General features: G+C 64.0%; 19 protein-coding genes and 1 riboswitch. Of the genes, 11 read left to right on the top strand and 8 right to left on the bottom strand.

Annotation, left to right across the window (positions count from 1 at the left end):
- Positions 1-111: 111 nt before the first annotated feature.
- Positions 112-2,109, bottom strand: coding sequence for a transketolase (gene tkt, locus QME24_RS03820; RefSeq protein ID WP_029886254.1), 1,998 nt, complete (start codon positions 2,107-2,109; stop codon positions 112-114).
- 249 nt (positions 2,110-2,358) lie between these two features.
- Here tkt and QME24_RS03825 point away from each other — a divergent pair, with 249 nt between their 5' ends.
- The 4 genes from QME24_RS03825 to QME24_RS03840 all read left to right on the top strand — a co-directional run bounded on the left by QME24_RS03825 (position 2,359) and on the right by QME24_RS03840 (position 6,920).
- Positions 2,359-3,351, top strand: a complete 993-nt coding sequence (locus tag QME24_RS03825; protein ID WP_009681380.1) for a metalloregulator ArsR/SmtB family transcription factor — start codon at positions 2,359-2,361, stop codon at positions 3,349-3,351.
- An 18-nt stretch (positions 3,352-3,369) separates the two neighbouring features.
- Complete coding sequence (gene metK / locus QME24_RS03830) at positions 3,370-4,560, top strand: methionine adenosyltransferase (RefSeq protein ID WP_054904964.1); 1,191 nt, start codon at positions 3,370-3,372, stop codon at positions 4,558-4,560.
- A gap of 144 nt (positions 4,561-4,704) precedes the next feature.
- Complete coding sequence (gene ligB / locus QME24_RS03835) at positions 4,705-6,393, top strand: NAD-dependent DNA ligase LigB (RefSeq protein ID WP_280091503.1); 1,689 nt, start codon at positions 4,705-4,707, stop codon at positions 6,391-6,393.
- 134 nt (positions 6,394-6,527) lie between these two features.
- Positions 6,528-6,920: a DUF1090 domain-containing protein gene (locus QME24_RS03840; protein WP_054904966.1), complete on the top strand. Its 393-nt coding sequence runs from the start codon at positions 6,528-6,530 to the stop codon at positions 6,918-6,920.
- Between the two features lie 97 nt (positions 6,921-7,017).
- On the opposite strand, the gene QME24_RS03845 is transcribed toward QME24_RS03840, so the two are convergent.
- Positions 7,018-7,476: a cytochrome c gene (locus QME24_RS03845; protein WP_029886256.1), complete on the bottom strand. Its 459-nt coding sequence runs from the start codon at positions 7,474-7,476 to the stop codon at positions 7,018-7,020.
- Positions 7,477-7,595: 119 nt separating this feature from the next.
- Here QME24_RS03845 and QME24_RS03850 point away from each other — a divergent pair, with 119 nt between their 5' ends.
- A complete protein-coding gene (locus tag QME24_RS03850; protein WP_280091502.1) occupies positions 7,596-8,747 on the top strand; it encodes an MltA domain-containing protein in 1,152 nt (383 codons plus the stop codon).
- A gap of 57 nt (positions 8,748-8,804) precedes the next feature.
- Here QME24_RS03850 and QME24_RS03855 read toward each other — a convergent pair whose 3' ends face one another.
- Positions 8,805-9,191: an MAPEG family protein gene (locus QME24_RS03855; RefSeq protein WP_009681388.1), complete on the bottom strand. Its 387-nt coding sequence runs from the start codon at positions 9,189-9,191 to the stop codon at positions 8,805-8,807.
- Positions 9,192-9,219: 28 nt separating this feature from the next.
- Positions 9,220-10,053: an EamA family transporter gene (locus QME24_RS03860; protein WP_009681389.1), complete on the bottom strand. Its 834-nt coding sequence runs from the start codon at positions 10,051-10,053 to the stop codon at positions 9,220-9,222.
- A 199-nt stretch (positions 10,054-10,252) separates the two neighbouring features.
- Here QME24_RS03860 and QME24_RS03865 point away from each other — a divergent pair, with 199 nt between their 5' ends.
- Positions 10,253-11,488: a sodium:proton antiporter gene (locus tag QME24_RS03865; RefSeq protein WP_029886258.1), complete on the top strand. Its 1,236-nt coding sequence runs from the start codon at positions 10,253-10,255 to the stop codon at positions 11,486-11,488.
- A gap of 32 nt (positions 11,489-11,520) precedes the next feature.
- Here the strand turns inward: QME24_RS03865 and QME24_RS03870 are convergent, their stop codons facing one another.
- Complete coding sequence (locus QME24_RS03870) at positions 11,521-11,922, bottom strand: hotdog domain-containing protein (RefSeq protein WP_009682837.1); 402 nt, start codon at positions 11,920-11,922, stop codon at positions 11,521-11,523.
- 178 nt (positions 11,923-12,100) lie between these two features.
- A riboswitch (S-adenosyl-L-homocysteine riboswitch) is annotated at positions 12,101-12,197 on the top strand.
- Positions 12,198-12,217: 20 nt separating this feature from the next.
- On the opposite strand from QME24_RS03870, the gene ahcY reads away from it, so the two are divergent.
- From ahcY to QME24_RS03895, 5 genes are all read left to right on the top strand, one after another.
- Positions 12,218-13,627, top strand: a complete 1,410-nt coding sequence (gene ahcY, locus QME24_RS03875) for an adenosylhomocysteinase (protein ID WP_029887594.1) — start codon at positions 12,218-12,220, stop codon at positions 13,625-13,627.
- Between the two features lie 229 nt (positions 13,628-13,856).
- Positions 13,857-14,702 (top strand): methylenetetrahydrofolate reductase [NAD(P)H], encoded by an 846-nt coding sequence (gene metF, locus QME24_RS03880; protein WP_009682835.1) that lies wholly within the window; start codon positions 13,857-13,859, stop codon positions 14,700-14,702.
- A 93-nt stretch (positions 14,703-14,795) separates the two neighbouring features.
- Positions 14,796-15,872, top strand: a complete 1,077-nt coding sequence (locus tag QME24_RS03885) for a hypothetical protein (RefSeq protein WP_054904968.1) — start codon at positions 14,796-14,798, stop codon at positions 15,870-15,872.
- A 56-nt stretch (positions 15,873-15,928) separates the two neighbouring features.
- Positions 15,929-16,717: a transporter substrate-binding domain-containing protein gene (locus QME24_RS03890; protein WP_009682833.1), complete on the top strand. Its 789-nt coding sequence runs from the start codon at positions 15,929-15,931 to the stop codon at positions 16,715-16,717.
- 219 nt (positions 16,718-16,936) lie between these two features.
- Positions 16,937-18,829, top strand: coding sequence for a DEAD/DEAH box helicase (locus QME24_RS03895; RefSeq protein WP_054904970.1), 1,893 nt, complete (start codon positions 16,937-16,939; stop codon positions 18,827-18,829).
- Between the two features lie 239 nt (positions 18,830-19,068).
- Here the strand turns inward: QME24_RS03895 and QME24_RS03900 are convergent, their stop codons facing one another.
- From QME24_RS03900 to QME24_RS03910, 3 genes are all read right to left on the bottom strand, one after another.
- Positions 19,069-19,647 carry a YceI family protein gene (locus tag QME24_RS03900; RefSeq protein WP_009682831.1) on the bottom strand — a complete coding sequence of 193 codons (579 nt, stop codon included), beginning with the start codon at positions 19,645-19,647 and terminating at the stop codon, positions 19,069-19,071.
- Positions 19,648-19,679: 32 nt separating this feature from the next.
- Positions 19,680-20,231, bottom strand: coding sequence for a cytochrome b (locus QME24_RS03905; protein WP_009682830.1), 552 nt, complete (start codon positions 20,229-20,231; stop codon positions 19,680-19,682).
- A 254-nt stretch (positions 20,232-20,485) separates the two neighbouring features.
- Positions 20,486-22,369, bottom strand: a complete 1,884-nt coding sequence (locus tag QME24_RS03910) for a flavin monoamine oxidase family protein (RefSeq protein WP_280091501.1) — start codon at positions 22,367-22,369, stop codon at positions 20,486-20,488.
- Between the last annotated feature and the right edge of the window lie 146 nt (positions 22,370-22,515).

Below are 22,515 nucleotides of genomic sequence, written 5' to 3' on the forward strand. Positions count from 1 at the left end.
CTACAGGGTGCGGCATGCGCAGTACCCTGTAAGAGCGGCCTTGTGTCGCGATGGAGGGCAAAGCCCTCCCCTTGCACGACCTGAAGGGCGTCACTGCCCTCCTGGGTTACATCAGTCTTCCAGCAGCTCTTCGGCAGTACCGAGGATGTTCTCCAGGGTGAAACCGAACTCCTCGAACAGGGCCGAAGCCGGCGCCGACTCACCGTAGGTGGTCATGCCGATCACGCGGCCTTCCAGGCCGACGTACTTGTACCAGAAGTCGGCGTGGGCGGCTTCGATGGCGATGCGCGCGCCCACTTCCAGCGGCAGCACGGATTGCTTGTAGGCAGCATCCTGGGCATCGAACACGCTGGTGCACGGCATGGAAACCACGCGCACCTTGCGGCCCTGCTCGGTCAGCTTGTCGAAGGCCTGAACCGCCAGGCCCACTTCCGAACCGGTGGCGATCAGGATCAGTTCAGGCTCGCCTGCACAGTCCTTGAGCACATAGCCACCACGGCTGATGTCGGCGATCTGCTGCGCGCTGCGCGCCTGGTGCTGCAGGTTCTGGCGCGAGAAGATCAGCGCCGAAGGGCCGTCCTTGCGCTCCAGGGCGTTTTTCCAGGACACAGCGGATTCAACGGCGTCAGCCGGGCGCCAGGTGTCCAGGTTCGGCGTGCTGCGCAGGCTGGTCAGCTGCTCGATCGGCTGGTGGGTAGGGCCGTCTTCGCCCAGGCCGATGGAGTCGTGGGTATACACATGGATCACGCGCTGCTTCATCAGCGCCGACATGCGCACGGCGTTGCGGGCGTATTCCATGAACATCAGGAAGGTCGCGCCGTAAGGCACCAGGCCGCCGTGCAGGGCAACACCGTTCATGATGGCGGTCATGCCGAACTCGCGTACGCCATAGAACACGTAGTTGCCGCTGGCGTCATTGGCCTCGACGCCCTTGCAGCCCTTCCACAGGGTCAGGTTGGAGCCGGCCAGGTCGGCCGAACCGCCGAGGAACTCGGGCAGCAGCGGGCCGAAGGCGTTCAGGGCGTTCTGGCTGGCCTTGCGGCTGGCGATGGTTTCACCCTTGGCAGCCACTTCTTCGATGTAGGCCTGGGCCTTGGCACTGAAGTCGGCCGGCAGTTCGCCGCGGGTACGGCGCTTGAACTCGGCAGCCAGCTCCGGGTAAGCCTTGGCGTAGGCGTCGAAGCGCTGGTTCCACTCGGCTTCGACCTGGGCACCGGCAGCCTTGGCATCCCACTCGGCATAGATGTCGGCCGGGATTTCGAACGGGCCGTAGTTCCAGTTCAGGGCCTGGCGGGTCAGGGCGATTTCGTCGTTGCCCAGCGGTGCGCCGTGGCAGTCTTCCTTGCCCTGCTTGTTCGGCGAACCGAAACCGATGGTGGTCTTGCAGCAGATCAGGGTCGGGCGATCGCTCTTGCGGGCGGTCTCGATGGCGGTCTTGATCTCGTCGGCGTCATGGCCGTCGACGTTGCGGATCACCTGCCAGTTGTAGGCTTCGAAGCGCGCCGGAGTGTTGTCGGTGAACCAGCCGTGCACTTCGCCGTCGATGGAGATGCCGTTGTCGTCGTAGAAGGCGACCAGCTTGTTCAGGCCCAGGGTGCCGGCCAGCGAGGCGACTTCGTGGGAGATGCCTTCCATCATGCAGCCGTCGCCCAGGAACACATAAGTGTTGTGGTCGACGATGGTGTGGCCGTCACGGTTGAACTGGGCAGCCAGCACTTTTTCTGCCAGGGCGAAGCCCACGGCGTTGGCGATACCCTGGCCGAGCGGGCCGGTGGTGGTCTCCACGCCCGGGGTGTAGCCGTATTCCGGGTGGCCCGGGGTGCGGCTGTGCAACTGACGGAAGGCCTTGAGGTCGTCGATCGACAGGTCGTAGCCGGTCAGGTGCAGCAGCGAGTAGATCAGCATCGAGCCGTGGCCGTTGGACAGCACGAAGCGGTCGCGGTCGGCGAAGTGCGGGTTGCTCGGGTTGTGTTTCAGGTAGTCACGCCACAGTACTTCGGCGATATCCGCCATGCCCATGGGGGCACCTGGGTGGCCGCTATTAGCCTTTTGCACGGCATCCATGCTGAGGGCGCGAATGGCGTTGGCACGTTCACGACGGCTGGGCATCGCTGGTCTCCTGGGGGCTTGTAGAGGTGGTGTCACGAAAAAGACGACCATTTTCGCCCACTGGGGGGCTTGGGGCAAACATTTAAGCGCCAAGCGGCCAGCTTTAAGCTTCCAGAAAGAAGCAGGGGCCGAGCCGGACTGCTCTGGAGCCTGTAGCGTGCAGTTTCAAGGCTGCAACTCATCGCCAATATCAAAACTTTTTGATATTGGCCTTGCTAGGGCACCAATGCCTGACTAGACTGCCCGCCCATGAACCTCCGTGTGCAATCGATCCCCGAGCAATGCGAAACATTGGCCGCCCTGTGCAAGGCCAGTGGCGACGCCTTGCGCCTGAACGTGCTGCGGGCCCTGGCCAACGACTCGTTCGGTGTACTGGAGCTGGCCCAGATCTTCGGCATCGGGCAGTCGGGCATGAGCCACCACCTCAAGGTGCTGGCCCAGGCAGAGCTGGTCGCTACCCGCCGTGAAGGCAATGCCATCTTCTACCGCCGCGCCCTGCCCGACAGCCTGCGCCTGGGTGGCCGGCTGCACGCGGCGCTGCTGGAAGAGGTGGATGCCCTGGCCCTGCCGGCCGATGTGCAGGCGCGCATCGCGCAGGTCCAGCAACGCCGCGCGGTCACCAGCCAGGACTTCTTCCTGCGCGTGGAAGAAAAGTTCCGCGCCCAGCAAGACCTGATCGCCGGCCTGCCGCAGTACCGCGAGAGCCTGCTGGCGCTGCTCGACAAGCTGCATTTCGACCCGGCGGCCAGTGCCCTGGAAGTCGGCCCCGGCGACGGTGGTTTTCTACCCGACCTGGCCCGGCGCTTTGCCCACGTCACTGCACTGGACAACAGCGCGACCATGCTCGAACTGGCGCGCCAGGTGTGCCAGCGCGAGGGGCTCGACAATGTGACCCTGCAGTTGGCCGATGCACTGGGTGCCACGGATGTGGCCGCCGACTGCGTTGTGCTGAACATGGTACTGCACCATTTCAGCGACCCGGCCCTGGCCTTGCGCCAGCTGGCCAAACGGGTGAAGGCAGGCGGCAGCCTGCTGGTCACCGAGTTGTGCAGCCATGACCAGGGGTGGGCCCGCGAAGCCTGCGGCGACCTGTGGCTTGGCTTTGAACAGGACGACCTGGCCCGCTGGGCCAACGCGGCCGGGCTGGCCCATGCGGACAGCCTGTACGTGGGCTTGCGCAACGGTTTCCAGATCCAGGTCCGGCACTTCCAGCGCACGGCTGGCGACATACACCATCGGTAAATTTCAGGAACCTTCGAGATGAGCGAATACTCCCTTTTCACCTCCGAGTCCGTGTCCGAAGGGCATCCGGACAAGATCGCCGACCAGATTTCGGACGCAGTCCTCGATGCCATCATCGCCCAGGACAAATACGCCCGCGTAGCGTGTGAAACACTGGTCAAGACCGGTGTCGCCATCATCGCCGGCGAGGTCACCACCTCGGCCTGGGTCGACCTGGAAGACCTGGTGCGCAAAGTCATCATCGATATCGGCTACAACAGCTCCGACGTCGGCTTCGACGGCGCCACCTGCGCCGTGATGAACATCATCGGCAAGCAGTCGGTAGACATCGCCCAGGGCGTCGACCGCTCCAAGCCGGAAGACCAGGGCGCCGGCGACCAGGGCCTGATGTTCGGTTATGCCAGCAACGAAACCGAAGTGCTGATGCCGGCGCCTATCTGCTTCTCGCACCGCCTGGTCGAGCGCCAGGCCGAAGCACGCAAGTCCGGCCTGCTGCCATGGCTGCGCCCGGATGCCAAGTCGCAGGTCACCTGCCGCTATGAAAACGGCAAGGTCGCAGGCATCGACGCAGTGGTACTGTCGACCCAGCACAACCCTGAGGTTTCGCAGAAAGACCTGCAAGAAGCGGTGATGGAGCTGATCGTCAAGCACACCCTGCCTGCCGAACTGCTGCACAAAGGTACCCAGTACCACATCAACCCGACCGGCAACTTCATCATCGGTGGCCCGGTGGGCGACTGCGGCCTGACCGGCCGCAAGATCATCGTCGACTCCTACGGCGGCATGGCGCGTCACGGTGGTGGTGCGTTCTCCGGCAAGGACCCGTCCAAGGTCGACCGCTCCGCCGCCTACGCCGGCCGCTACGTGGCCAAGAACATCGTCGCCGCCGGCCTGGCCGAGCGTTGCGAGATCCAGGTGTCGTACGCCATTGGCGTGGCCCAGCCGACCTCCATCTCGATCAACACCTTCGGTACCGGCAAGGTCTCCGACGAGAAGATCATCCAGCTGGTGCGCGAGTGCTTCGACCTGCGCCCGTACGCGATCACCACCATGCTCGACCTGCTGCACCCGATGTACCAGGAAACCGCTGCCTACGGCCACTTCGGCCGTACCCCGCAGCAGAAGACTGTCGGCGACGACACCTTCACCACCTTCACCTGGGAGCGTACCGACCGCGCCCAGTCGCTGCGTGACGCTGCTGGCCTGTAAGTTTTCCTGCAGCGCTGGACGAAAGCCCCTGCCGAGCGATCGGCAGGGGCTTTTTCATGACATATCGACTCACAATCGCTTACCGGCAATGCCTGCCAGCTTGCCTACGCTGAGGGGCCAACCCGCCATGCAAGGATGCAGGCCATGCCGCTCATGCTGTTCATCACCCTGCTCGGGGTGCTCGCCGCGCCACTGGCGCACGCCAGCTCATGCCCCGGCTGGAACCCCCAGCAAGTCGCCAGCGAGGTTGCCCAATTGCGGAAAACCCTTGGCAGCTGGGACGACCACTACCATCGCCAAGGCATTGCCTTGGTACCTGATGAGCTTTATGACCAGAGCCGCCAACGCCTCGCGCAGTTGCAGCAGTGCTTCGGCCTGGCCGGTGGCCCTGCGCCCCTGGCCAACGCGGGCGGCCCGGTACCCCACCCCATCCCCCACACGGGCATCGACAAGCTGCCCGACCGCCACGCCGTGCAGCGCTGGCTGGCCGGCAAGGCCGATGTCTGGGTCCAGCCCAAGGTCGATGGCGTGGCGGTGTCGCTCATTTACCGAGAGGGCCGCCTGGTGCAGCTGATCAGCCGGGGCAACGGCGCCCAAGGGCACGACTGGAGCCGCCACATCCCCCAGCTGGGTAGCATCACCCGCCAGCTGCCGCAGGCCATGGACCTGCAGTTGCAGGGTGAGCTGTACCTGCGCTTGAACGCGCATGTTCAGGCCCAGGCGGGCGGCGCCAAGGCGCGCGATACCGTGGCCGGGTTACTCGCCCGCAAGCGCCTGAGCAGCGAACAGGGCGAGGCGGTGGGCCTGTTCGTCTGGGACTGGCCGCAAGGCCCCGAGCAACAGGCCGAACGCCTCGCGCAGCTGGCACAGCTGGGCTTTGCCGACAGCCAGCGCTACAGCGTTGCCATCAATACGCTGGATGAGGCGGCCCAATGGCGTGAACACTGGTACCACGCTGCCCTGCCCTTCGCCAGCGATGGGGTGGTGCTGCGCCAGGGTAGCCGGCCACCCGCTGAACGGTGGCAGGCCAAGGCACCGTACTGGCTCGCCGCCTGGAAGTACCCGTACATGCAAGCATTGGCCGAGGTTCGCGACGTGCGCTTTCGGGTCGGTCGTACCGGGCGGGTCACGCCCGTGCTGCACCTGCTGCCGGTAACCCTCGACAACCGACGGGTCACGCAAGTGAGCATGGGTTCGCTGGCGCGCTGGCACAGCCTGGACGTTCGCCCTGGGGACCAGGTGGCGGTGAGCCTGGCCGGGCTGACCATTCCGCGCCTGGAGCAGGTGGTACACCGCGCTGTCGAGCGCGTGCCGGTAGCGGCACCGGCAGCCGGCCAGTATCACGCCCACAGCTGCTGGCAAGCCAGCGTGGGCTGTGAAGAACAGTTCATTGCCCGCCTGGCGTGGCTGAGCGGCAAGCACGGCCTGGCCCTGCCGCGCACCGGGCCGGGCACCTGGCGCCGGCTGGTCGCAGCCGGGCTGGCAACCTCGCTCACTGACTGGCTGCAACTGGATGCCACACGCCTGAGCGAGGTTGCAGGAATCAGTGCGCGAACGGCAGCCCAGTTGCGCAGCAGTTTCGACAATGCCCGCACCCGGTCGTTTGACCAGTGGCTGCGGGGGCTGGGCGCTCCCCTGCCCAATGGCATGCAGATTACCGGCGACTGGCAAGCACTGGCGGCCCGCACGGCTGACACTTGGCAGGTATTACCCGGCATTGGCGAAAAGCGCGCACGACAACTGGTGGATTTTTTTGCAGCCGCCGAGGTTCGAGCCATAGCAACGCAGCTGGGCGAGCACGGTATCGAAGGCTTTGAGCGCCTTAAGCAATGATTTTTTACCAATTAGCCTGTAGGAAATTCCTGAGATTCAAGCGGAAATACCCGGCAAGGGTTTCTAAAAGGACAAAACCAAGGCAGGATTTCACCCTAATTTTTTGCTGCCCCGCCCCGTCCAGGAGGCTTTCCATGAAACGTATTTCCACCCTTTTCCTGCTCGCGACCTTTGCGGCGGCCGCAGGCACCGCCCAGGCCGCCCAGCCGGATGCCGGCCTGACTGGCTGCGCCGCCAAGCGCAGCGCCATCGAGAACCAGCTGAAGATTGCCCGTGACCACGGCAACAGCGACCAGGTCGCAGGCCTGGAAGCAGCGCTGCGCGGAGTCGACAACTGCACCGACGCCAGCCTGCGCAAGGAACGCGAGCAAAAGGTGCTCGACGCCCGTCATGAAGTGGCGCAGCGCGAAAAAGACCTGAAGAAGGCCGAGAAAAAGGGCGACGCCGAGAAGATCAACAAGCGCAAGGACAAACTCGCCGAGTCGCGCAAAGAGCTGCAGGAAGCAGTAGACGATCTCGACCGCTGAGGTATCTGACTTGCAAGTGCGGTCTTTGTGGGAGCGGCCTTGTGCCGCGCCCACAGAAGCATGTGCAAGCCTCAGGTTTGTGCAAACAGCACAGCCATCAATGATTGCGGAACTCGCTATGGCAGGCCTTGCAGGCCGCCTCGACCTTGTCCATCGGCGCTTTCAGTTGCGCAGGGTCCAGCGGCTGCGTGCGGGTCACATCGACCAGTTCGCCGGTCACGCCTTCCAGCTGCCGGGCCAGCTCATGGAAGCGCGCCTGGCGCTCCCACACTTCGGCACGGGCACTGCTGTCACCGCCATCGCGTACCTGCGGGAAGTGCTGCCACGGCTGGTGCGAGAGGTTGTCCAGTTGCAGTGCACCGCCGGCAAACTTCACCCCGTCGAACGGCAACCGGCCACGCAACATGCCGCCCAGGTCTTCGCTGGTCTTGAGCATGTCCTTGAAGATGACCTTGCGCTTGCCCAGCGGCGAGTTGGGGTCAACCCGCTCGCAACCACTCAAGGCTGCACCCAGGGCCACTGCTGCCAGCACTACAACGGTCAATCGCTTCAACATGACGCTCACTTCGGCCTGCGAAAAGGGGCGGCCAGTATCGCTGCCCCGCAGCCAAACACCAATAGCCACATAAAAAACAGGGGCGAATCTTCATGTTCGCCCACCACAGGAATGCACACATGAAATCTGCCCTGCGCCACCTGGCCTGGACATTCCCGGTACTGGCCCTGCTGGCTGGCTGCAATGGCGGCGAGAGCGCCAAGCCCGAGCCGCATGCGGTAGCCACCTACGCCCCCGCCACCTGGAAAGACCTGCCCGCAGTCAGTGACGACGACTTGCTGGCCGGGTTCTACGCCTGGCGCAGCGGTTGCGAAAAACTCAAGCGCGACCCGGTGTGGGCCGCGACCTGCGAAGCGGCGGGTAGCGCCCAGGCCAGTGCCGCGCAGGTGCGCACCTTCCTGGAGCAGAACCTGGAGGTCTACGGCCTGCGCTCGGCCGAGAACAACGCCAACGGCCTGATCACCGGCTACTACGAACCGGTCTACCCCGGCAGCCTGAGCCCATCGAAAACCAACCATGTGGCAGTTTACGGCGTGCCCGAGGACATGATCGTCGTCGACCTGGCCAGCGCGTACCCCGAACTCAAGGGCAAGCGCTTGCGTGGCCGCCTCGAGGGTCGGGTGCTCAAGCCTTACGACACCGCCGAGGTGATCAACCGTGACGGCGTGAAAGCGCCCGTGCTGGCCTGGCTGAGCGACCCGATGGACCTGCAGTTCCTGCAGATCCAGGGCTCAGGCCGGATCCAGCTGGAAGATGGCCGCCAGTTGCGCCTGGGCTATGCCGATCAGAACGGCCACCCCTACCGGCCGATCGGTCGCTGGCTGGTCGAGCAGGGCCAGTTGAAAAAGGACGAGGTGAGCATGGGCGCCATCCATGCCTGGGCCCAGGCGAACCCCCAGCGCGTCGCGGAGTTGCTTGCCAGCAACCCAAGCTACGTGTTCTTCAGCACCCGCCCGGACAGCAACGAGGGCCCGCGCGGTTCGCTGAACGTACCGCTGACCGCAGGCTACAGCGTGGCCATCGACCGCAAGGTGATCCCTCTGGGTAGCCTGTTGTGGTTGTCCACCACGCGCCCCGACGGCTCGCCGGTGGTGCGCCCGGTTGGCGCCCAGGACACGGGCGGCGCCATTGCTGGCGAAGTGCGTGCCGACCTGTTCTGGGGTACCGGGCCCGAGGCCGGCGAGTTGGCGGGGAACATGAAGCAGCAAGGGCAGATCTGGATGCTCTGGCCCAAGGGCCAGCCGCTGCCAGAGGTGCCCAAGGTTCCTTGACGTTGCACGGGCCCTGCGAGGGCGGCTTCAGGCGCGCCACAGGGCCCACGCAGACCTTCAGATGGAAACCACGAAGAACGCCACGATGATCGCCAGCCCGGCCAGCCATACCAGCGAGCGCAAGGCAGCCCAGTCGGCCAGGTAGCAAATGATGTAGAGCAGCCGGCTGGTGATGTACATCACCCCCAGCACATCCTGGGTCACCTGCTCGGCATTGCCGACAATGTCTGCCACCAGCACGGCTGCGGCGAACGCCGGAAATGCCTCGTAGCTGTTCTGCTGCGCAGCATGCGCGCGGCGTGGCAGCCCGGACAGCGTATCGAGGAAGGCACGCGGGTCATGGTTGTCCCGCATGCCAAAGCGGCCACTGCTGACCTTGGCGATCAAGGCACACAGCGGCGGCAGGAACAGCGCGATCAGGATGCACCACAAAGCGACGGTCATAGGCAGGACTCCTTGTTCAGTCTTCAGGTCAGAGCTTCATTACCAGCATGCCGGCCAGCACCAGCCCGCAAGCTAGGAGTCTTGGGCCGCCAAAAGGTTCTTTGAGGTAGCGCATACCCAGTAACACCACCAGCACCACGCTCAATTCCCGCAATGCCGCGGCCTCGGCCACAGAGCCCAGGTGCATGGCCCACAGCACCAGCGCGTAGCTGAACAGCACACAGAACCCTACCGCCAGCCCCAGGCGCCACTGGCTGCGCCAGAACGCTACGAAGGGCGCACGCCGCGCCACACTGGCCAGTAGCGGGAATGGCCAGGCACTGAGCAGGGTCAGCCACACCAGGTAATCCCACGGCTTGCCCCACAGGCGCACGGCCTGCCCGTCGAACCAGGTGTAGCACCCGATGCACAGGCCGATCAGGGCCACCACCGGTAGCATCGCCCAGGGCAGCCGGTCACCGCCGCCGCCCTGCCACAGTAGGCAGGCCATGCCGCACGGAATCAGCAGGATCCCGATGATCTGCTGCTGGCTCAGCGACTCCCCGGCAAACGCAAGCGTCAAGCCCAGCACCACCAGCGGCGACAACCCGCGCATCAGAGGGTAGACCAGGCCCAGGTCACCCACCCGGTAGGCCTGGATCAGCAGGTAGCGGTACAGCTGCTCGGCCAGCGCCGAAGCCAGCAGCCACGGCCAGATACTGGCCGGTGGCAGTTGCACGAACGGCAGCGCCAGCACGGCGAAGGCCAAGGCCACGGTGTCCATGCTGGCAATGACCAGCAGCCGCTCGCCGCTGAATTTGATCAGGGTGTTCCAGGTCGCGTGCAGCAGCGCAGCGACCAGCACCAAGGATGTTGCCAGCACGTCTTGTTTTCCTTATGGCTTTCGTGGCTGTGAATATAGAGCGTTCGCGGGCCATTGTGCGGCCAATCGCCGGCCCCAGAATGGGAACGTTCGCAACGAATTCGGTCAAAGGCTGTGTCCCGACCCCCTCGCCAGGTCATCAAAGAACTGCCCGAGCCATTCGGGTTACGACTTGGAAGCCACTGTTACAGGATTCGGGATGCTTGAATTAGTTGCCGCGTTTATCTGCCTGACCACCCTCCTCACCTATGTGAACTACCGTTTCATCGGCCTGCCGCCCGCCATCGGCGTGATGGTCACGGCGCTGCTGTTTTCCCTGATGCTGCAAGGCCTGAGCCTGATCGGCTTCCCTGGCCTGGAAGAGCGCGTCGAAGGCCTGATGAACCAGATCGATTTCAATGACCTGCTGATGCACTGGATGCTGGCATTTCTGCTGTTTGCCGGCGCCCTGCACGTCAACCTCACCGACCTGCGCAGCTACCGCTGGCCGATTGGGCTACTGGCGACCGTGGGCGTGCTGATTGCCACCGTGGTCATCGGCTACCTGTCGCATTGGGTGTTTGCCATGTTCGGCTGGCAGGTTCCGCTGATCTACTGCCTGCTGTTCGGTGCACTGATTTCACCGACCGACCCGATTGCCGTGCTCGGCGCGCTGCGTACGGCCAATGCGCCAAAACCCTTGAAGACCACCATCGTCGGCGAGTCGTTGTTCAACGACGGTACCGCCGTGGTGGTGTTCACCGTGTTGCTGGGCATCATCCAGCTGGGCGAAACCCCAAGCATCAGCGACACGGCGGTGCTGTTCGCCCGCGAGGCCATTGGCGGCGTGCTCTTCGGCGGCCTGATCGGCTACGCCACCTACCGCATGATCAAGAGTGTGGAGCAGTACCAGGTCGAGGTCATGCTGACCCTGGCACTGGTGATCGGCGGCTCGGCGATGTGCTACGAGCTGCACGTGTCGGCGCCGATCGCCATGGTGGTGGCGGGCCTGATCATCGGCAACCTGGGGCGCAACCTGGCCATGAACGACATGACCCGCCGCTACATGGACGGTTTCTGGGAGCTGATCGATGACATGCTCAATGCGCTGCTGTTCGCCCTGATCGGCCTGGAGCTGTTGCTGCTGCCGTTCAACTGGATGCACCTGGCCGCTGGCGGCGTGCTGGCGCTGGCGGTGCTGCTTTCGCGGTTGCTGACCGTGGCACCGGCCATCGTGCTGTTGCGGCGCTGGCGGCCGGTGCCCAAAGGCACGGTGCGGGTACTGACCTGGGGGGGCTTGCGTGGCGGGGTCTCGGTGGCCCTGGCGCTGTCGCTGCCCTTGGGCGATGAGCGCGACCTGCTGCTGTCGATTACCTACATCGTGGTGCTGTCGTCGATCCTGGTGCAGGGCTTGAGCATCGGCCGGGTGGTACGCAAGGTCAGCGCCCAGCCTTGAGAATGCCGGGGCCGCTCTGCGGCCCCGTACGATCACTCGACGGCAGAATCCGGGAACTGGTCCTGCACATACTTGATCGCGGTTCGCCCATGGGCCGCCGGCAAGCCGTCTTCACCCAGGTTGACGAAGACCATCTTGTCCACGGTCAGGATGCTCTTGCGGGTGATCTTGTTGCGTACCTCGCATTTGAGGGTGATCGAGGTGCGGCCGAACTCCGTCGCGGTGATGCCCAGCTCGATGATGTCGCCCTGGCGCGAGGCACTGACGAAATTGATTTCCGACATGTACTTGGTCACCACGCGCTGGTTGCCCAGCTGCACGATGGCGTAGATCGCCGCCTCTTCGTCGATCCAGCGCAACAGGCTGCCACCGAACAGGGTGCCATTGGGGTTGAGGTCTTCGGGTTTAACCCACTTGCGGGTGTGAAAGTTCATCAGTACTCCTGACCTGCTTGGCTAACGTGCGCCCATGATGGCAGAGCAACTGCGATCGCTCCATTGCACATCGACTATCGTCGCGATTAATCGACAGAAAACCTTGGGCAAGCCGGCAGGCACGGCTATAATCTGCGCCGCTTCACATGGTTGCCCACAGCGGTGCCATGCCCGCCACCTGTCCGAGGGGCGCTGCAGCAGGCTAGGCCTGTCAGGCTCGGATGGGGCGTTGCTCGCTCTCGCGGGCGCTTAACGCACAACGGCGCCCATTCGCACACTACGAATGGAGGCTCTCATGAGCGCTGCAAACATGCCTGCTGGTTTTACCGATTTCAAAGTCGCCGACATCTCCCTGGCCGCCTGGGGCCGTCGCGAAACCATCATCGCCGAATCGGAAATGCCTGCGCTGATGGGCCTGCGTCGCAAGTACCTGGCCGAGCAACCGCTCAAGGGCGCGAAGATCCTGGGCTGCATCCACATGACCATCCAGACCGCCGTGCTGATCGAAACCCTGGTAGCCCTGGGTGCCGAAGTGCGCTGGTCGTCCTGCAACATCTTCTCCACCCAGGACCAGGCCGCCGCCTCCATCGCCGCTGCCGGTATCCCGGTGTTCGCCTGGAAAGGTGAAACCGAAGAAGAGTACGAGTGGTGCCTGGAGCAGACCATCCTCAAGGATGGCCAGCCATGGGACGCCAACATGATCCTCGACGACGGTGGCGACCTGACCGAACTGCTGCACAAGAAGTACCCGCAGGTACTGGACCGCGTGCACGGCGTGACCGAAGAAACCACCACTGGCGTGCACCGCCTGCTGGACATGCTGGCCAAGGGCGAGCTGAAAGTCCCGGCAATCAACGTCAACGACTCGGTCACCAAGAGCAAGAACGACAACAAGTATGGCTGCCGTCACAGCCTGAACGACGCCATCAAGCGTGGTACCGACCACCTGCTGTCGGGCAAGCAGGCGCTGGTAATCGGCTACGGCGACGTGGGCAAGGGTTCGGCGCAGTCGCTGCGCCAGGAAGGCATGATCGTCAAGGTCACCGAAGTCGACCCGATCTGCGCCATGCAGGCCTGCATGGACGGCTTCGAGGTGGTATCGCCGTTCATCGACGGTATCAACGACGGCAGCGAAGCCAGCATCGATAAAGCCCTGCTGGGCAAGATCGACCTGATCGTGACCACCACCGGCAACGTGAATGTCTGCGATGCCAACATGCTCAAGGCCCTGAAGAAGCGTGCCGTGGTGTGCAACATCGGCCACTTCGACAACGAGATCGACACGGCCTTCATGCGCAAGAACTGGGCCTGGGAAGAGGTCAAGCCGCAGGTGCACAAGATCCACCGCACCGGTGCCGGCAGCTTCGACCCGCAGAACGACGACTACCTGATCCTGCTGGCCGAAGGCCGCCTGGTAAACCTGGGCAACGCCACCGGCCACCCAAGCCGCATCATGGACGGTTCGTTCGCCAACCAGGTCCTGGCCCAGATCTTCCTGTTCGAGCAGAAGTTCGCCGACCTGTCGCCCGAGAAGAAGGCCGAGCGCCTGACCGTGGAAGTGCTGCCGAAAAAGCTCGACGAAGAAGTGGCCCTGGAAATGGTCCGCGGCTTCGGCGGCGTGGTCACCCAGCTGACCAAACAGCAAGCCGACTACATCGGCGTTACCGTCGAAGGCCCGTTCAAGCCGCACGCTTACCGCTACTAAGCGGCAGGGTTGGAGCTGCTAGCAGCGAGCAGCGAGCAGCGAGCAGCAAGTTGCAAGTTGCAAGTTGCAAGCAGAAGCAGACCGTGTTGCTGCTGCTTGTAGCTCCAGCCTTTTAAAACCTTGAACGATGACCAGCCAGACCGGCCATCACCGATCTGGCTTTTACTTGCAGCTTGAAGCTTGCCGCTTGCAGCTTGCAGCTTGCCGCTTGCTGCCAGAGGAACGCCTGATGTCACAAGAACGCCGCTACAGTTTCGAGTTCTTCCCGACCAAGACCGATGCCGGTCACGAAAAGCTGATGGGTGTAGCCCGCCAGCTGGCTGCCTGCAACCCGGACTTCTTCTCCTGCACCTATGGTGCCGGTGGTTCGACCCGCGACCGTACGCTGAACACCGTGCTGCAGCTGGAAAGCGAAGTACAGGTACCGGCCGCCCCGCACCTGTCGTGCGTGGGCGACACCAAGGCTGAACTGCGCGCCCTGCTGGCCGAGTACAAGGCCGCCGGCATCAAGCGCATCGTGGCCTTGCGCGGCGACCTGCCGTCGGGCATGGGCATGGCCTCCGGCGAACTGCGCTACGCCAGCGACCTGGTCGAGTTCATCCGCACGGAAACCGGCGATCACTTCCACCTGGAAGTGGCTGCCTACCCCGAAATGCACCCACAGGCGCGCAACTTCGAGGCCGACCTGGGCAACTTCGTACACAAGGTCAAGGCCGGTGCCGACAGCGCCATCACCCAGTACTTCTTCAACGCCGACAGCTACTTCTACTTTGTCGAGCGCGCGCAGAAGCTGGGCGTGGATATCCCGGTGGTGCCGGGCATCATGCCAATCACCAACTACAGCAAACTGGCACGCTTCTCGGATGCCTGTGGCGCCGAGATTCCACGCTGGATCCGCAAGCAGCTGGAAGCCTACGGTGATGACACCGCAAGCATCCAGGCCTTCGGCGAAGAAGTCATCACCCGCATGTGCGAACAACTGCTGCAAGGCGGCGCACCGGGCCTGCACTTCTACACCTTGAACCAGGCCGAGGCGAGCCTGGCGCTGTGGAACAACCTCAAGCTGCCGCGCTGAAACTTTTTGGCAATGTCTGCTTAAGAAATGATTAAGGCTTTGGTCATAGACTAAGGCCTTGTTCTTTTTTGGGTTACACAGGTCTCGCCTGCCATGCAGCATCCCCAGCCATCTCGCCCACAGCTCGTCTACCTGGCTTTTGGCCCCGCGACCTATCATCAGGAAGCCTGTTTCAGCATCATCAGCGCCCTTGCCCAGCTCGGCAGTACCGCCAGCAGCGTCATGGACATCCAGGTCTACACCGACAACCCGCAACCCTATGCCGGGCTACCGGTCACCACTCATGTACTGGACGAGGCCACGCGCCAAGCCTGGAACGCCCCGCACGGCTACCACTTCCGCAGCAAGCATGTGCTGTTGCGCCAGGTACTGCGCCAGCACCCGCTGGCCGTACTGATCGACACCGATACCTTTTTCCGCAAGTCACCACTGCAACTGTTCGACCGGGTCGCGCCCGGCAAGCTGCTGTGCAACACCATCGGCCCGCACTATGGGGCGAACCCGAAGTGCCTGCTGTATAAAAACCTGCGGGCCCCTCTGCAGTCCCGCGGCCTGGCCGACTGCCAGATGCCCCTGGTCAACTCCGGGGTGATCGGCCTCACGGCCGCCGATGCGGGCACCCTGGACCGCTCCATCGACCTGATGGACACCCTCTACCCGCTGGCCCGCGAGGCCTACACCCTGGAAGAATTCTGCCTGGCAGTCGCGGCCCATGGTCACCTGCAGCTGGCGGCATGCTCCGACGTCATTCACCATTACTGGAGCCGCAAGGCGCAGTTCCGCGCCAAGATCCAGGCCTGGCTGGCCAAACATGGGCAACATCCACTCAGCCCGGCAGCGCTGGCCGACGTCGCCCTGGTCAACGACCAGCTGCCCCGGCCACCGGCCTTGCACCGCCTGGGCTACAAGGCATTGAGCCTGACCCTTCCGCCCCAGGAACGTCAGTTTGCCCGTGAGTTGCTGTACGGCTGCTACCCCTACGCCAACGAGTTCGACCGCGCCTGCGCGTCGGCCTGGTGGGACAAGGCCCTGGAAAACCTCAATGCCCGCCACGGCCCCACCGACCCCGAGCGCCTGCGCCAGTGCTTGCGCCACCCCGGGCTGCGCTTGTCGCTGGGGGAACGACGCAAGGACATCGAGCATCACCTGCTCAGGTCTTCCCACGCTTGAATGGCCCGGTGCCCTGCCCTCTGGCCTTGCACCGGCCGAGCGCGTAATCTCCCGGCATGCCCAACATCGCCCGGCTGTTCTGGATCCTGCTGCTCGTTTGCCTGAGCCCGTTGGCCCTGGGCGAACGCTTGCGCCTGGTCTCCGACGACTGGGCGCCCTACGTGTACCAGCAGGACGGCCATCCACGCGGCATCGACTACGAAGTGACCAACCTGGTGTTCGCCCGCCTCGGGGTCGAGGTGGAATGGCAGTTCCTGCCGTGGAAGCGTTGCCTGGCAATGGTCGAACAAGGCCTGGCCGACGGTATTGTCGATATCTTCCAGACCGAGTCGCGTCAGCCCTACCTGGTCTACGCGCCAGAGCCCATGTCGGAGGTCGAGTTCATCCTGTTCCAGGCCAGTGTGCGCCGCCACGTGGTCAACCAGCTGGAAGACCTGGCCGGGCTTACCGTCGGCACCTCGCCCGGCTACACCTATGGCGCAGCCTTCAGCGGGGCCACCTACTTCAAGCGCGAAGCCGCGCCCACCCACGAAGCCAATTTCGGCAAGCTGATGCTGGGCCGTGTCGACCTGGCGATCACCGACCGCAAGGCTGGCCATTACCTGGCGCAGCAGCTGGGCCTGCAACGGCAGGTCGAGGCGCTGCCACTGGTGGTCAGGCGCCAGCACCAGTACCTGGCCCTGGTGCGCAAGCCGGGCCGCGAGGCACTGGCCGAGGCGTTTGCCGAAGAACTGCGGCGTTTCAAGCAGGAAGCGGCCTATACGGCGATCAGCAACCGCTACACAGGCGACACCAAAAACATTCTCAACGCCGTTGAGCAGCAGGAAAGCAGCACAGCGCGATAGCTCTGTTATACTCGGGCCTTCCCGCCCGGCTCACGCCCGGACGCTCGGCCTCGCAACAGGCATCCCGATCGGCACTGGCGCACCTTCGCGTCCACCCTCCGTTTCCCGGATGTGCAGTGAAAGCCCAGCTGGACCGGACGCGATCGCATCCCGACGATGCCCGTCGCGCCAGGCAGAACATCCCATACGGGCCCAGCCCAAACGAGAACAGGATCGCCCATGTCCTTTGCTTCCCTCGGTCTCTCCGAGGCTCTTGTCCGCGCTATCGAAGCTGCGGGCTATACCCAGCCGACCCCCGTGCAACAGCGGGCCATTCCCGCCGTGTTGCAAGGCCGCGACCTGATGGTTGCCGCCCAGACTGGTACTGGTAAGACCGGCGGCTTTGCCCTGCCGATTCTCGAGCGCCTGTTCCCGGCCGGCCACCCCGACAAGTCGCAGCGCCATGGCCCGCGCCAACCCCGCGTGCTGGTACTGACCCCGACCCGCGAACTGGCCGCCCAGGTGCATGACAGCTTCAAGGTGTATGCCCGCGACTTGCCCCTGGTCAGCGCCTGCATCTTCGGCGGCGTAGGCATGAACCCTCAGATCCAGGCCATCGCCAAGGGTGTCGACGTACTGGTCGCCTGCCCTGGCCGCCTGCTCGACCTGGCCGGCCAAGGCAAGGTAGACCTGGCCCACGTTGAAATACTCGTCCTGGACGAAGCCGACCGCATGCTCGACATGGGCTTTATCCACGACGTGAAGAAGGTACTTGCCCGCTTGCCGGCCAAGCGCCAGAACCTGCTGTTCTCGGCCACCTTCTCCAAAGACATCACCGACCTCGCCGACAAGCTCCTGCACAACCCGGAGCGCATCGAAGTCACCCCGCCGAACACCACCGTGGAGCGTATCGAGCAACGCGTGTATCGCCTGCCGGCCAGCCACAAGCGTGCCCTGCTGGCGCACCTGATCACCCTCGGTGCGTGGGAACAGGTGCTGGTGTTCACCCGAACCAAGCACGGTGCCAACCGCCTGGCCGAGTACCTGGAAAAGCACGGCCTGACCGCCGCCGCCATCCATGGCAACAAGAGCCAGAACGCTCGTACCAAGGCGCTGGCCGACTTCAAGGCCAACAGCGTCCGGGTACTGGTCGCCACCGACATCGCCGCCCGCGGCCTGGACATCGACCAACTGCCACACGTGGTCAACTTCGAGCTGCCGAACGTCGAGGAAGACTACGTGCACCGCATTGGCCGTACTGGCCGCGCCGGCCGTTCGGGCGAGGCCATTTCCATGGTCGCCCCGGATGAAGAAAAACTACTCAAGAGCATCGAGCGCGTCACTCGCCAGCGCATTCCCGATGGCGACCTGATGGGCTTCGACGCCAGCCAGGTAGAAGCCGAAAAACCCGAAGTACGCGAGCGCCCGCAGAACAACGGCCGCGGTGGCCGTAACCAGCAGGCCCGCGGCGAAGGTGGCAAAGACGCCAACGGCGGCCGCAAGGACAAGGGCAAGGACAAAGGCAAGGCCAAGCAGCAAACAGCTGAAAAGCCCGCCGACAAGGAAAAGAGCGGCGACAGGCAACAGCAGCCGCGCAAGCCGCGTGACAAGAAGCCGCGCCAGCAGCAACAAGCCAGCAGCAGCCCCAGCGTGCCGAAGGTTCCGGCCGACCGTGACCCGGAAGAGTTCCTGGACGACGAGATCGACAACTTCGGAAACCGCGCTGACTACGTCAGCCCCTACGAGGGCAAGAGCCAGGGCCGCAATCGTCGCCCGGGTGGCGGTCAGGGCCAGGGCCAAGGCAATGGTCAGCGCAGCAACACTGGTGGTCAGGGCCAAGCCCGTAGCGGCGGCCAGCAGCGCAGCGGCGGTAGCAGCGGCGAAAAACGCCCGCCGCGCGCCAACAACCGAGGCGGTGCCCGTCGTGATGGCGGCGCTGGCCGTGGTCGCCCGGCCCGTGACGATGCTGCCCGGCAGGAGCCAGCCGTGCGCAACCCGCGCCAGGCGGAAAAACAGCCGGTGATCATCCGCAAGGAATCCAAGCTCGACCGTTTCCCTACGCCTGAGCAGCTGGATGACTTGCCAAGCCGCCCCCGCGGTGAGCGCCCGGCGCTGCTGACCCGCAAGGGCTAAGCCCAGGTAGCAAAAAAAGACGCCGCCCGATGGGCTAATGCCAGTCTGTTAAGTAAGTTGGGGCCGCTTTGCGCCCCTTCGCGGGCACGCCCGCTCCCACAGGGGATCGCGCATTTCTTGAGTTCAGCGCAAAACGTGTGGGAGCGGGCGTGCCCGCGAAGGGCTGCAAAGCAGCCCCAATAACACTTAACTGACAGCCATTACCCGATGGGCGGCGTTTTTCAGGGGCAACGCAATACTTACTTCTGCTTCACGCCTTCGACACTGATATCCAGGTCCAGGGTTTGCGAAGCCGGGCCTGGGCCCTTGATGCCGAAGTCGTTCAGGTTCAGCGTGGTGGTCGCGTTGAAGCCTGCACGCTCCCCGCCCCATGGGTCTTTGCCTTCACCGTTGAAGGTTGCCTTGAAGGTGACCGGCTTGGTCACGCCGTGCATGGTCAGGTCGCCAGTCACGTCAGCGGTCTTGTCGCCAGTCGACTTCACGCTGGTGGAGACGAACTTGGCGTCCGGGTATTTTTTCACGTCCAGGAAGTCAGCGCTGGCAATGTGCTTGTCACGTTCGGCGTGGTTCGACCACAGGCTGGCGGTTTTCAGGTCGACGCTGATCTTGCTGGCTTCAGGCTTGGCGCTGTCCCAAGTGAAGTTGCCGTCGAAGTCCTTGAACGTACCGTGGATGAAGCTGTAGCCCAGGTGGCTGATTTTCCAGTCAACGAACGCGTGCTGGCCTTCCTTGTCGATCTTGTACTCGGCAGCCATTGCCTGGCCAGCAGAGAGCAGAGCGGTACCCAGCGCCAGAGCGGCAAAAGTCTTTTTCAACATCCTGTTCCTTCCTATGCAATTGAGGTTGAGGGTCAAGCTTTGCGGCCCAGCATGCGGGTCAGGGTCGCGTCACGGTCGATGAAATGGTGCTTGAGTGCAGCCAGGCCATGCAGCACGGCAAAAATCACCAAGCCCCAGGCCAGCCACAGGTGGATTACCCCTGCCACGTCTGCCTGGTCCGGCAGGTCACTGATCAACGCCGGCACTTCGAACAGGCCGAATACCGGAATGCCAACGCCGTCGGCAGTGGAAATCAGGTAGCCGGCGCCCATCACGGCAAACAACCCGAGATACAGCGCCAGATGGCCCAGTTTGGCCGCCAGGCGGGTGAAGCTGCCATGGTTGGCCGGTGCCGGCGGTGGCGGGCTGATGAAACGCCAGAGTACACGCAGCAGCATTACCGCCAGCAGCACCAGGCCGATGCTCTTGTGCAGGTCCGGGCCGGCTTTGCGCCACGGGCTGTAGTAGTCGAGGCCGACCATCCACAGGCCCAGGCCGAACAGGCCGAAGACTGCCAGTGCCACGCCCCAGTGCAGGACGATGCTGACCACGCCGTAGCGGGAAGGTGAATTGCGCAGTTGCATGTTGACGTGTTTCCCCGTGAAAGCTGTGCACAGACTAACGCGTAACGTATCGAATAAAAGCGGAAAAAATTGCTTCGGATTATCGATAAATCCGATAGAAATTCTGATCGCTTCCCATTAAGGAAACATTAACGCCAACGGCTGTGAATGGGGCAGCCAGGGCCGGCCTCTACCAGGGCGCCCGCTCCCGCCAAGGACCACAGTGTCCGTTGCAGGAGCAGGGTTACCCACCTAGAGGCTGGCACTGCGACCTGTCAACCCGCCTTGGCCTGCGGGTTGGCGACAGGTTTCTTGGCCGGCTCCGACTTGGCGTTGGCCTTTTTGCTCTCGGCAGGCTTGGTCGCTGGCTTGGTCGCTGGCTTGTGCGCTGGCGCATGCTTGGCAGGGGCGGCCTTGGCCGCAGCAGGCTTGGCTGGCGCCGCCTTCACTGCCGGTGCCGGTGCCGGTGCTGGTGCAGGTGCTGCCTGGGGCGCTGGCGCAGGGGCAACGACCGGCGCCGCTTCGTCAGCCTTGGCTACCGGCTGGGCCTTGGCCTCTGGCGCGTCAGCGCCACCGAACAGGCGCTTGAAGAAGCCTGGCTTGTCTTGCTTGGCCTCATCGCCTGCCTTGGACTCAGCCTTGGCAGGTGCCTGCTCAGCCTTGCCCGCCTTGTCGGACGAACCCCCGAACAGGTTGGAGAAGAACCCGCCTTTGCTCGCGGCAGCTGCCCCGGCACCGGCGGCGGCGGCCGCCACCGGCGCGGCCTTGACCGGGTCGAACGACTTGCCGGCCAGCAGGTCCTGGGCCTGGCTGGCGGCACGTTGGCCGCTGCGCAGGGCGCCTTCCAGGGTGCCCGGGTACAAGGCATCGGTGTGCTCACCGGCAAAGGTGATGCGCTGCACCGGGCGCTCCCACAGGCGCCAGAACTTGCTGATCTGACCCGGCCCGTAGGCCAGGTAGGCACCGCCGGTACCGGCATCGACGCTATACCGCTTCACCTCGTAACCGGTGAACGCACCGCGCGCCTGCGGGTAGAAGGCATGCAGACGGATCAACACCTGGTCGACCATCTGCTTGTCGCCGAAAGCCTGCAGCAGGCGGGCGTTGTCGCCGGACAGGTTGATCACCACGTTCGCCCCGCCCTTCAGCGCCGGCTCGATCCACAGCATGCCGAGACCGGCGTTGCTGAACACCTCGCCCGACATGCGCGCGCGGCTTTCCCAGACCGGCTTCTTGAACTTGAGCATCAGCTGGTCGCGCCAGCCATAGTTGGTGCCCTTGAGCGCCGCCAGGTGCTGGCTGTCCAGCCCCGGGGTGATCTGGATCTTGGCCAGGGCGCGCAATGGCACGGCCATGACCAGGTAATCGGCCTGGTAACCGACACTGCCGACCTTGACGGTGACGCTGTCCTTATCCTGAACGATGGCGGTGACCGGCGAGCTGGTCTTGATGGTCTTCAACTGCTTGACGAAGGCCTGGGCCAGCACCGGGCTGCCGCCAGGCAGGCGCGCAGCCCGCAGGTCACGGTCACTGACGTTGCGGTAAACACGGTTCTGCTGGGCGAAGTACAGCAGCGACAGGCGCGACGGTTCGTCGTAACGGGTGCGGATTTGCTGGTTGATCAGTTGCCGGGCGGTGGCCGGCAGTTGCAGCTTGTCCAGCCAGCTGGCGACGTTGATCTGGTCAAGGGCAAACAGCGTGCTGGTGGCCTGCGGATTGAGCGGGTCGTCGATCGAGCGGGCCAGGTCATCGAGGGTTTTCTCGTAACGCTTGAGTGCCTCGGCGGTGGCCGGCTGCTTGGTGGCCAGGTCGGTTGCGCTGAAGTACTCACCGTCGATCAGGTAACCCGGGGTGCGCACGAACTCTGGCGCCGGCAGGGTCGTGAGCTTGAAGCGCTCGAGGTACTCATTGAGCACAGGTTGCGCCTTGGCGTTGCCGATCCACTCGCTGGTGGCCAGGCCAGAGCGCCCGCCCATGCTGGCCTTGGCCTCCAGCAGGGTCACCTGCCAGCCTTTGTTCTGCAGCTCATAGGCTGCCGTAAGGCCCGCCAGGCCACCGCCGACGACGATCGCCGTGGGTGTCTTGTCCTTCGCCAGCGCAGCGCCGCTGGACACACCAATCAATACCAACGCGCACAGGCGCACCCAAGCAGCAGCCATGTCGGCGAACTCCGAGTCAGAGGTTACAGGAACGAGGAGGGGCAGAAATGCCCCGAGCGAGATGCGTTAAGAATACGTCAGCCGTGCCGGCCCTGCCAGCGCAGTGATATCAAGTGCCCTTGCCAACTGACAATTTTACCTGCTGC

Origin of the sequence: Pseudomonas sp. PARCl1, from assembly GCF_947311875.1 — a bacterium.
In the GTDB taxonomy this organism is placed as follows: domain Bacteria; phylum Pseudomonadota; class Gammaproteobacteria; order Pseudomonadales; family Pseudomonadaceae; genus Aquipseudomonas; species Aquipseudomonas juntendi.